This is a genomic window from Symbioplanes lichenis, assembly GCF_030709675.1.
In the GTDB taxonomy this organism is placed as follows: domain Bacteria; phylum Actinomycetota; class Actinomycetes; order Mycobacteriales; family Micromonosporaceae; genus Actinoplanes; species Actinoplanes lichenis.
On sequence record NZ_JAUZQD010000019.1, the window covers coordinates 188697 to 199506 of the forward strand.

Consider the following 10810-nt stretch of genomic DNA (forward strand, 5'->3'; position numbering starts at 1 on the left):
AAAGGGTACGGAACGGATCACCCAACGAAGGGAGAATCGCATGAGTGTCGCAACTGACCCGGCCACCGTGGAGCTGTGCCTCCGGGCCGGGGCCGGTTTCTCACAGGGTGACCGTGTCTGGATCGCCGAGCAGTTCTCCACGCTCGATGCCAGGCTCGCCGCTTTCCCGGCCGACACGACGGAGCTGGAAGTCTCCGTCAAGGACCGGGCCGCGAAGGGGCAGAAGGTCACCCTCGAGTGCTGGATCGCCGGCCGGACGAAGATCGTGACCACCTCGTCCGAGGAGGATCTGCACGCGGCCCTCAACGATTGCCGGGACGACCTGCGGCGCAAGCTGGACGAGTCGAAGGTGCGGCAGGAGCCCCGGCACAACCGGCACCTGCAGACCAAGCTGGCCACGGCGCTCCCGGACGAGCCCGAGGAATAGAGCACTCAGTGGCACGATGCCCGGCCGGCGTCTTCGGCCGGGCTCTCGCCTTCCAGGACGTGAAATTTCCAGTCGTACGAGTCCGGCGCCAGGTTCAGCTCGAGCACGCCGTGATGGTCGTAGTCGGCGAATTCGCCGGCCGGCGCGGCGGCTGATTCGACCGGGCGGTAATGCGCCTGTCCTCCCGTACCGATGACGAATTGCCGGACGCCCTTGTCGTCGGGCTTGCCGGCCGGGTCGAGCGGGCCGAAGCGCTCGTAATCGGCGTCGTGGCCCGACAGCACCAGCTCGACGCCGTGGTCGTACAGGGTCTGGTAGAGGTCCGCGGTGCGCGGGTCGTGCCCGGCGATGCCCGTCGACCAGCGCGGGTGATGCCACGCGGCGAGCACGCACTTGCGCCCGTTGGCCTGGAGATCGTGGGAGAGCCACTCCTGCTGCGGCGATCCGGTCCCGCACCCGCCCGCCACGGCCGCGCAGTTCGAGTTGAGTACGACCACATGCCACCGCCCGACCTCCTGCGACCAGTAGCCCTTGGGGTCGAGGATGCGGCTCCCGAAGTAGTCGGTGAACGTGTTGGCGTCCTGGACCTTGTACTCCTGGTTCCCGAAGACAGGGATCGTCTTCGCGTACAGCCGGCCGTAGCTCTGCTGGTACACGCTGCGGTACGCGGCCGCCTTCGGCAGCTCGTACTGGAAGTCGCCGAGCCCCAGGAAGACGGCCGGTTGCAGCGCCACCGCCAGGTCCGACACCGCCCCGTGGCGGCAGTTGTCGCCCTTGTCCCGCGCGGTGTTGGCGAAGTTCGGGTCGGCCGGGTCACACACCATGTCCCCGACAGCGGCCACCCGCACGGTCGACGGCCCGGCCGTGCACCGGCTGAGCAGCCACAGCACGACCAGCACAATGACCACCACCGCGGCGATCAAAGCGAGCAAGCGGCGGCGGCGTTTCATGCGAACCGCCGGGGAAGCCGCCGGCGGAGACGACCGAAGACCCAGCGCACCGGCCGCGGCCGCCGCGCCCACAGCAGCTCGATCCGCCACTTGCGCCGGTGCCGCATGACCCAGATCGCGGGCCGCCCGGGAGGCAGCCGCACGAGATACATGCACAAAAGCGACGCCACGATGGTCACCGGGAAGATGTAGAGCGCGTAGCGCGAGAGCTTCGCCGGCGTGTAGCGCATCGTGAAATCGCCACCGGCCGGAAGCAGCCAGCCGTTCATGTAGCCCTGCAGCGTCACCTTCTCGGCGCCGTCGATGCCGGTCAGGATCCACCCCGGCGCCGCATTCTCGGCGAGCGCGACCGCCGTCGGTCCGGCGCTGGTGACCGTACCGGAGTATTGGGTGGGGTTGTTCTTGTCCCAGGCGACGGCGGCGGTCGAAGAAACGGGTTCCTGCCGGACCATGACGATCGCCGAGGGCGTCGACAGGGGGCGCAACTTCACCTTGCGATATTCGACCTGGGACTGTTGCACGCCCTTGAGGTCACGGAGCCCGTACAGATAGACGCGGGTCTCCACCGCGTTGGGGTCGGGCGGCACCAGCGCCTGATAACTGGTCCACCCGTCCCAGACCGCGACGGACGGCATCGTGCGGCACAGGTCCGGCCCGCGCAGGAAATAGCAGAACTTCGGATTGCGGACGGCGACGCTGCGCGCCTCCATCGAGTATTCGTAAAGTGACGACGCCCCCACATCGGCTTGCGCGCCGATGCACGCGAGGTGGCGCACGGCACTGAGGGTGTACGTCGTTTCCCCGTCGGCCCCGATCTGCGACTCGGCGCCGAGTCCGGCCTCGTCGGCGGTCTCGTCGTCGTAGCGGAAACAGTCCTCGAGCGGCTCGAAAGGCGCCAGCACCGAGCCCGACAAACCGCCGTCGACGCGCAACTCGTGCCGGCCGGCCGTCAAGGGAACGGTCACGTCGGCAATGGGCTGCGGCCAGATCTCCTGCGGCTCGGAGGCGGACAGCGTTTCCACGGTCAGGTTGCGATATTCGGTGACCGTGGCCGGGCTGAACCGCTCGCCCGCGTCGGCGTGCAGGATGACTTGCAGATCCCCGGCGACGCCGTCGAGCGTGAGAATGCGTTCGTAGGAGGCCCATTCGTCGTCGAGAATCGCGCGCGGCGCCAGTTCGCAGCCGGACGAGCCGGACTGGAAGATGCAGATCTGCGGCCGGGTGCCGGCGATGTGCCGGTACTGCAGGCGGATCCGGTACGTGTCGCCGGGCTGGGCGTTCTTGATCACCACTTTCGTGCACGCGGCGTGGTCGGCGGCGTGCAGCCGGATCGTGGCTCCCAGCCGCTTCTCGGTCAGCTGCAGCAGCGCGGGCGGCCGGGGCTCGTAGTTGTTGCAGTCGAAGACCGGGTAGTAGTCCGAGACGGGAACCTGATCCTCCGCCTTCGTGTAGAGCGTCAGGTCGGTGGCCGAGCCCACCGGCACGGGACCGGGCTTGCCGCCGGTGCTCCACCCGTCCATGGACACGATGCGGCTGCCCGCCTGCACGGCCTCGATCTTCTTGCCCGCGGGCAGCGGCACGATCAGATCCGGACGCTGCGACACGGTCTTGCCGTCGACCTTGACCGCGGTCGGGTCGCGCAGGATGAGCCGGCCCGACGAGATGATCGGCGTCAGCACGGCCCCGGCGCGGGCCCGCTGCGCGAGCGTGTACTTACCGGCCGGCACGTCGATCGTGGTGGTCGGCGAGCCCTCGTCGATCGCCGGCACCGGCCAGTGCACGACGTCGGGAGTAACGGCGGCGGTCGTCGCGACCTGCGGACTTGTGGCAGCGGGGGCGGTGTCGACGCGCGCCTGGACCGCGGTCTGCGTGTCGACCGTCCCGAGCACGGCGGCCCCGGCATCGGCCCGCGCCGGCACGTCCAGGACCCGGTCATACGTACGCACGGTGGGTGAGGTCCCCCCGTTGAACTTCCAGATCTGCAGCGTCCCGTCGACGTCGAGCTCCGCGCCCGGCACCCGGGCCATGGCCGCCGAGAGCACCCGGTCGTCGGCGAAGTACCGGTTCGGCAGCCCGCGGACCAGGTCGTGCCGGATGATGACAGTGCTCACACCGAGGGCGTCGAGCAGCCGCGGCACGGGCACCAGATCCCCGCTGACCAGCGCGGTCTCGATTGCCTGCACGTCGGAGTTGAAGCCGGGCACGTCACCGAAGTAGCCGTCGGGCTTGCGCTGCACGACGGGATGCTGGACGAGCAGGTTCGCGATCGTGTCCACGCCGAAGAAACCCCAGGTCGTGGGCATCTGGTAGTAGTCGTCCAGCGGCAGCACCAGCACCTTGCCGGGGCGCGGGTCGGCGTCGATGCGCTCGGCCGCGTCCCACCAGTAGTCCGCCACGCGCACATGCGTGGAGGGCTGGGTGGGCCGCTCGTCCGGCATCACGGCACCCGTGTAGAGCGGCCACGGATAGGCCAGGACCAAGAGCAAAGGCACGGCCGATCCCGCGTACGCCAACCGCCTGGGCCAAACCGGCCACGTCACCTTGGTCCGGAGCAGGGCCAGCAGCCCCTCGACGCCGATCGCCAGCATCACGCCGAAGAAGGACACGAGCAGCTGGCCGAGTTTGCTCATTGGTTCCCGGAAGAGCCAGAAGCCGGGAGCGTACGTGTAGAGGAACAGGTTGATCTGGTTCAGCGGTGGCCGAAGCCCCTTGGCCAGGAAGACGAAGATGAGGATCAGGAACATCAGCCCGAAGGCCAGCCGCCGCAGCCGCTTGGGCGCGAGCAGTGGCGCGAGGAACACCAGCGCGGGCAGCAGATAGCGGATCCAGATCCAGTACGGCTGGTCGAGGGCCTCGGCGAACGGCAGGTACTGCGGCCGGAACCACGCCCAGTTGGCGACCATCGTGAGAATGTTCGGCGGCAGGTTGTTGACTTGCGACCACGACCAGTTGGTGGGGTCGGTGAAGGTGGCGTTGGCCGTGGCGCCCCCGCCGCCGACGTACTGGTTGGCCAGCGGCAGCAGCCACCACAGGTTGAGGCCGATCGCCCAGGGCGCCCCGCGGATGAACCACAGGAGCAGCCGCTTGGCGCCGTCACGGCCGATGATCAGCGCGGCCACCAGCGGGGTGCCGGCGACCGCCCACGCGTACGCGACCAGCAGCATCGGCGGGTTGAAGCTGAGGAACGACGTCGGGATCAGCGCGAAGCCCGCGATCGGGGCGGGCATGCGGCGGCCCAGCGCCACGCGGAGCGCGACGCCGGTGATGAAGGCCACCGAGCCCACCGAGATGATGTTGAGGGGATTCGGCAGCCGGGTCAGGAAGAAGCCGTTGAGCAGGCCGAACGCGCCCGCCGCAACGATGGCCGGCTCGCTTTTGACGAAGGCCCCGGCCAGGTACGCGATGCCGAAGCCGACCAGCCCGTAGATGCACGTGTAGAACATCCACTGCGCGGAGTACTCGGTGAGGCCGACCTGGTGACAGATCCAGATCAGGATGTACTCGAGCCAGCGGCACATGGTGTAGCCGGCCGATCCGGCGCCGGTGGTCTGGTGGTTCCACGCCCACAGCACCTCGGGCAGCCAGCCGCGGCGGATGAAGGCGCCCATGTCGCCGGTCGCGATGAACGTGCCCGTGCGGAACCAGCGGCTCACGATCACCGCGTCGAGCGCCAGCACGATCAGATAGGGCCGCGCGGCCACGAACGCCGCACGGTTGATGGTCACACCAGCACCATCGGCGTGTCCCGCCGTTTCCTTACTTTGCCCTTGACCGGCCTTGAGGTTCGCTTGAAACCCGGGCCGTAGAGTTCTGTGTGTAAGGAAAAAGGCCGGCCCCCGAGGGGACCGGCCAGAGACAAAAAAATAGGTCAGGACAGGGTGAGGACAGCCGGAGACGACAGTTCGGAGCCCGAAACGCCCCCCGTACGGTAGGCGACGACCTGATACGACACAGCGCCCGAAGAAGGCGCGCCGGCATCGTCGAAAGACTGCGTGGACGTGCCCGCAGAGAGCCCGAGCCGGCCCTGATAGTGAATCTCCCCCGCGGAAACGCCCTCCACGACCGTCAGCACGCGCGCGGAAACCGCGTTCACCGGCGCCTGGGCCGCGAAAGTGCTCGTGATCCACCCGTCGGCCGAGTCCGACGTCGCGGTGTTGGACGTGTAGAGCTTCGAGGAGACGGCGGTGCCATTCGCGTCGAGCCACACCAGTCCCGTGCGCACCCTGCGTCCCACGTTGTCACTCTTGAAAGACGCAGTCGCCGTGTACGTCTTCCCCGGCGTGACCGTGGTGACGGGACCCTGCGCGCTGGCGGTGCCGGCGGCGGTCGCGGCCACGGTCAGAATGCCGTTCTTCGGCGTGACGGTCGTCGACTTGGTGCCGGCCGTCCAGCCGGTGCCGTTGTCGGACAACAGGTTGCCGGGGACCGGGGTGCTGCCGGCGGGCAGATCGGCGATCAATGTCCCGTTGCGGTAGACGCGGTAGCCGCCGACCGGGATGCCCGACAGTGCCGTCGACTCGCGCCAGGTGAGCGTCGCGCTGCCACCGGTCCGGGACGCGGTGTCGCCGACCGGGGTCTCCGGGGAGCCCACGCCGTAGCGGTAGGCGCCCACGACGACGCCGGTGCTGGTGTTGTCGCCGCCGCTGAGGTCCGTGTTGCTCAGGGTCGTCTTCGCCGTACGGGAACCGAGCTGCACGCCGTACCAGGTGCCCTTGGCCGCCGCCGAGTCGGTGACGCTGTTGCCGTACACCTTGTCGCCGCGGCCGATCGACAGGCCGATGCCGACCGCGTCGAACGTGCCGCAGCCAGTGCTGACCGTGCTGCTGCGGCGGCCGGCGTCGCGGACGACGTTGCCGGTGATCGTGTCGGGGCGCGTCTTGGCGGCGTCGTAGCAACCGAACACCAGGATGCCGGCGTCGGCGGGACGGTCGATCGTGTTGTCCTGGATCACGTTGTTGCCGCCGGTCCACAGCGTGTGCGTGCTCGGATCGTTCGGGTCGGTGGCCACGTTGCCCGTGCCCAGCGAACCGTCCGGGTCTGTGTAGTCGGTGTAGCCCACGGTGATGCCCGAGCCGTAGGAACCGATGATGGTGTTGTTGCGTACCAGGATGCCCTTGGGGTTGGTGACGTTCTTGTTGTTGCCCGTGTGGCTGTAACCGGCGTTGCTCTTGAGGACGATGTGACCGCCGTAGAACGTGTTGTCCCGGATCTCGGAGTCGGTGACGGCCTCGAAGTAGACCGTGCCGTTGTCCTCGCGGTTGAAGCGGGTCAGCATCGCCGGGTCGGTGAAGACAGTGTTCCGCTGGAAGACCAGGCCGCTCATGTTGACCACGTCGAGGCTGTTGCCCAGCATCGTGCCGTCGAACTGGTTGTCCGAGACGACCGTGTCCGTGGCGAAGCCGCCGCCACCGATGTTGTCCTCGTCACCGGATCCGGCGCCGCCCAGGTTGTCCCAGCGGTTGTCAATGACCCGGACGCCGGTCGTGCCGTTGATCCACAGCTTGAAGTACTCGAGGTTGGTGAAGCGGACGTGCTGGATCGTCCAGCGGTCGCCGGCCTTGATGCCGCCGCCGGAGTTCGTCGACGCGCCGTGGTCACAGGAGGTCGCCGGGGGCACGCGATCCGTCGTGAGCCCCGCGCCCGCCTTGCAGTTGCCGTTCACGGTGAGGTCGGACACCAGTGAGGTGCTGCCGTCGACCGGGGCGGCCGCGTCGTCCGGGCGTACGAGGAAGGAGTAGCTGAAGTTGGCGAAGCTGTCCGGGGCCGTGACCAATGTGGTGGCGGTGATGCCGCTGCCGCGCAGGTTGACGTTGGGGAGCAGCTTGAGCGGCTTGGCGAGGGTGTAGACGCCGGGCCGCAGGAAGACAGTGGCCGGGGCGCCCGTGGTGGCGAGGGCGCCGGCCTTGGCGACGACGGCCATGAGCGCCGTACGGTCGTCGGCGCCGTTGCCCGCGGGCTCGGGCGCGGGGAGGCAGAGCGGGTCGTCCGCGCAGCTCTCCGCGGTCAGCACGGTCGTGCTCACCGTCGGCGCGAGCGAGTAGCCGGCGGCGTCGGCGGCCTGGGCGGCGGCCGGAGCCATGAAGATCGGTGCGGCGACGGCTGCGAGCAGCAGTCCCAGAATTCGCTTCATGCCGCGCTCCTCGCCCGGTTGCCCTGCAAGATCGTGGTGAGGACCGGCCGGAGCCTGTCGGTGTGGCGCTCGGTGACCTGTGCGAACGCCCAGCCGGCGACCGTCAGGCCGGCGGTGAGGGCGGCCAGGGCCAGCCAGTGTCCGGGCGTGGGGGCCCAGCGGGCGGCGGCGTCCGGCGTGAGGATCGCGGCGATCATGGCCGCGATCGGCAGGTGGATCGCGTAGAGCGAGTAGGAGCTCTCCGCGTACCGGCTCAGCCCGTCGAGGACGCGGCTGTCCCGCTTGATGTCTGTGGCGAGCGTCATCACGAGTGCTGTCGTCGCTCCGGCCAGGAGGAGGACATTGATGCTGCTGTAGTGGGCGTAGGTGCTTCCCATAGCGGCGACGACGAGTACCGCTGCCACCACCCGGGCGGGGGCGGTCTGCGGCACCTTGCCCTTGATCTGCGACGCGGCGGCGCCCAGGAGCCAGACCGGGAGGTACATGAGCACCTTCGGGCCGGCGAGCAGGAGGATGGCGAGCAGGATCGCCGCGCTGACGAATCTGGTACGGCCGGTCCCGCGCCACGTCGCCAGGGCCAGCGGAAGCACGGCGTAGTAGACCGCTTCGTAGGCGAGCGACCACAGCGAGGCGTTCGTGCCGTACGTGTGCACGACCATTGTCTGCAGGAACGTGACGTTGCCCAGCGCCGTCAGCGGGTCGAGACGCCCCGCGAGGTCGCTCGCCGGCACGGTGTCGTGGTAGGCGGCGTCGCCCGCGTAGATCGACGTGTGCCCGAGCATGGCCAGCCCGAGATGGTCGAGAACTGAGGTGAGCAGGACCGCGGGAATCAGCACGATCCAGAGGCGGCCCAGGCGAGCGCTCACGTAACGCGACCACGTGAAGGTGCCGCGGCGGAAACCATTGATCACGCTGCCGCCGACCCAGTAACCGCTGAGGACGAAGAACACGAGCACCGCGGCCGGGCCGAGACCGGTGAGGGCGTACAGGAAGCCGTCTCCGGGCTGGAAAAGCAGGGTGCGCAAGTGATAGACGACCACGAGAATCGCCGCGATCGCGCGGATCGCGTTGAGGGAACGGTGCGTCATCGCTTCAACCCCACCATTCCCAGAGGTACGGCCACCGCGCTGAGCGCCAGGCCGATCAGCACCGCGAAATAGACGACATCGGTGTGCCCGAGGGCGTGGACCGGTCCGCACGCGGCGAAGATGAAAACCGCGAGCGCCAACGGCGGGCGCCACAACCGATCCGCGATTTCCGGTACGGCCGGACGGGGCTTCCGATGCCGCCACGGCGCGACGGCGTGGGCGAAACTGCCGGCGTTACGTGGCTTGGCCGCGGACGTGGTCCAGCGCCCGGCGTTCCGGCTCTTCGCCTCGGCCGGGCGCGCTGGGGCGTCCACTCCGTCTGACCACACGTCGTACTGTCGGCGGTGCGCACCGGATCTTGAGGGCTTCTTGTTCTGTCGTACCCCGGGTCTACGGTCTCGGGTGTTCGCTTCTTCTCTCGGGAGGTTTCGGTGTATCGCCAGGGTGACGTGCTGATGGTTCCGGTGCCGGAGATCCCGCCGGAGGTGGTCCCGGTCCCGCGTGACCGCCGCGGCCGCATGGTCCTGGCCCGCGGCGAGGCCACCGGTCACGCCCACGTGGTCGGCGGCCCGGGCCTGACGCTGACGGCCGAGCGCGACAACCCGGAGAGCATGTTCATCGACGTCCCGTCGCACGGCCGCGTGACCCACGAGGAGCACGGCCCGATCTCCCTGCCCGCGGGCCGCTACCGCGTCGTCCGCCAGCGGGAATATGTGCCCGGCTCCTACCGCCCGGTCGCGGACTGAGGGCCGCCGCGATGCAGCTGACACCCGCCCAGGAGACCGCCGCGGCCGCCGTCGAGGACCAGTGGCTCGCCGCCGGTCTCGCCACGGGCCCGGCCCACCGCCCGGCCGCCGAGGAAGCCGTCGCCCTCGCCTACCGCGCCGCCGGCCTCGAGCCGCCCACCCACGTCTACTGGCTCTCCTCGCCTCGAGCCGGCGCCGTGGCCGCCGCTCTCCTCGCTTCCCCTTCTCCCCAGGGCGCTTCGCCCCTTTCCGGCGCTGTTCCCTCGTGGGTTCGCGATGTCGAGTCCGAGCTCCGCCGCCAGGGCTGGCATCCCGCCCTGACCGCCGGCCCCGCGGTCCGCACCGCTGTCCGCTCGGCTCCCTGGTCCGCGGCTCGCGCCACCGCCCTGGCCACCTTCGGCATGGAAGGCTGGGCCCAGCTGTCCGCCGCCGCCGGCCGCCGCGCCTGGACCCTGATCATGGACCGGATCGCCGCCCGCCTTCGCACCCGCCTCCGCGAGGACCTGGCCGACCTCCCCGCCGCCCTCGCCACACCCGCCGCCCGAGCAGTCCTCGACGCCGTCTACGGACAGCACGACGCCGCCTGGCTAGCTACCTTCGCCGCCGCCGACACCCTCACCGCCGCCGGCCGCCCTTCCCCCTCCCCCGGTTCCTCCTCCGCCCCCTCTCCCTCTTCCTCCTCCGCCCTCTCTCCCTCCTCCGCAGCTCCTTCTTCCGCCGCTTTCTCCGCCCTCTCTCCCTCCTCCGCAGCTCCTTCTTCCGCCGCTTTCTCCGCCACCGCTTTCCTCGGCGACGGTCCGTCCTCCGCCCGGGGCAGCCTGGCCGGTCTGGCCGCGGTGGCCCAGGAGGCCGGCTGGTGGTGGCCCTTCGCCGACGCCGTGATCCTCACCGAACGCCCGACGATGCTCTCCCGCGACAACGTGGGCCGCCTGCACAGCGAGACGGCGGCTCTGCAGTTCCCGGATGGCTACCACCTCTGGGCGTGGCGCGGCATGCCCATCCCCGCCGCCCTGGCGTCCGAGCTCCCCACCCTCACCACCGACCGCATCAAGGCCGAGCCCAACGCCGAGATCCGGCGGGTGATGCTGGAGCACTACGGCTACGACCGCTACCTGCGTGACTCCGGAGCCCACAAGCAGCACACCGACGAGACCGGCACCCTGTGGCACCTGGCCCTCCCCAACGACGAGCCCCTCGTCATGGTCGAGGTCGTCAACGCCACCCCCGAGCCCGACGGCACCCACCGCATCTACTGGCTCCGAGTCCCACCCCGCACCCGCACCGCCCGCGAGGGGGTCGCCTGGACCTTCGGCCTCACCGCCGACGAGTACCACCCCCAGATCCAAACCTGACCCGACAACCACCATCCCCGGCCGCTCCCAACGGCCACCGCTCCCGGCGCTCATATCAGCCATCGCCACCGACCCACTCGCCGCCCGCCGTCACCGCCCGCCGCCCGCCGTCACCGC

General features: G+C 69.7%; 8 protein-coding genes. 3 read left to right on the forward strand and 5 right to left on the reverse strand.

The features are described from left to right. Positions 1-40 precede the first annotated feature (40 nt). Positions 41-427 carry an HPF/RaiA family ribosome-associated protein gene (locus RAN62_RS36610; RefSeq protein WP_305789447.1) on the forward strand — a complete coding sequence of 129 codons (387 nt, stop codon included), beginning with the start codon at positions 41-43 and terminating at the stop codon, positions 425-427. Positions 428-432: 5 nt separating this feature from the next. Here the strand turns inward: RAN62_RS36610 and RAN62_RS36615 are convergent, their stop codons facing one another. The 5 genes from RAN62_RS36615 to RAN62_RS36635 all read right to left on the reverse strand — a co-directional run bounded on the left by RAN62_RS36615 (position 433) and on the right by RAN62_RS36635 (position 8909). Further along, positions 433-1338 (reverse strand): metallophosphoesterase family protein, encoded by a 906-nt coding sequence (locus tag RAN62_RS36615; RefSeq protein WP_305789448.1) that lies wholly within the window; start codon positions 1336-1338, stop codon positions 433-435. A gap of 35 nt (positions 1339-1373) precedes the next feature. Beyond that, positions 1374-5102: a hypothetical protein gene (locus tag RAN62_RS36620; RefSeq protein ID WP_305789449.1), complete on the reverse strand. Its 3729-nt coding sequence runs from the start codon at positions 5100-5102 to the stop codon at positions 1374-1376. A 143-nt stretch (positions 5103-5245) separates the two neighbouring features. Next, complete coding sequence (locus RAN62_RS36625; RefSeq protein WP_305789450.1) at positions 5246-7507, reverse strand: right-handed parallel beta-helix repeat-containing protein; 2262 nt, start codon at positions 7505-7507, stop codon at positions 5246-5248. Continuing rightward, entirely contained in the window at positions 7504-8595 is a 1092-nt protein-coding gene (locus RAN62_RS36630; protein ID WP_305789451.1) for an acyltransferase family protein, read from the reverse strand. The genes RAN62_RS36625 and RAN62_RS36630 overlap by 4 nt, the downstream gene beginning before the upstream one ends. Then, positions 8592-8909 (reverse strand): hypothetical protein, encoded by a 318-nt coding sequence (locus RAN62_RS36635; RefSeq protein WP_305789452.1) that lies wholly within the window; start codon positions 8907-8909, stop codon positions 8592-8594. Before RAN62_RS36635 ends, RAN62_RS36630 begins: the two co-directional genes overlap by 4 nt. Before the next feature lie 117 nt (positions 8910-9026). Between RAN62_RS36635 and RAN62_RS36640 the strand changes: the two genes are divergently transcribed. Both RAN62_RS36640 and RAN62_RS36645 read left to right on the forward strand, forming a co-directional pair. Then, a complete protein-coding gene (locus RAN62_RS36640; RefSeq protein WP_498371885.1) occupies positions 9027-9341 on the forward strand; it encodes a DUF8820 family protein in 315 nt (104 codons plus the stop codon). Between the two features lie 11 nt (positions 9342-9352). Then, the gene (locus tag RAN62_RS36645) at positions 9353-10693 is read left to right on the forward strand and encodes a DUF6745 domain-containing protein (protein WP_305789454.1); all 1341 of its coding nucleotides are present in this window, start codon (positions 9353-9355) and stop codon (positions 10691-10693) included. The last annotated feature ends 117 nt before the right edge of the window (positions 10694-10810 follow it).

What these genes read in the sequence shown, in the direction of transcription:
- RAN62_RS36645 (WP_305789454.1), top strand. Translation starts at nt 9,353, where the DNA reads ATGCAGCTGACACCCGCCCAGGAGACCGCCGCGGCCGCCGTCGAGGAC.
- RAN62_RS36630 (WP_305789451.1), bottom strand. Translation starts at nt 8,595, where the DNA reads ATGACGCACCGTTCCCTCAACGCGATCCGCGCGATCGCGGCGATTCTC.
- RAN62_RS36610 (WP_305789447.1), top strand. Translation starts at nt 41, where the DNA reads ATGAGTGTCGCAACTGACCCGGCCACCGTGGAGCTGTGCCTCCGGGCC.
- RAN62_RS36625 (WP_305789450.1), bottom strand. Translation starts at nt 7,507, where the DNA reads ATGAAGCGAATTCTGGGACTGCTGCTCGCAGCCGTCGCCGCACCGATC.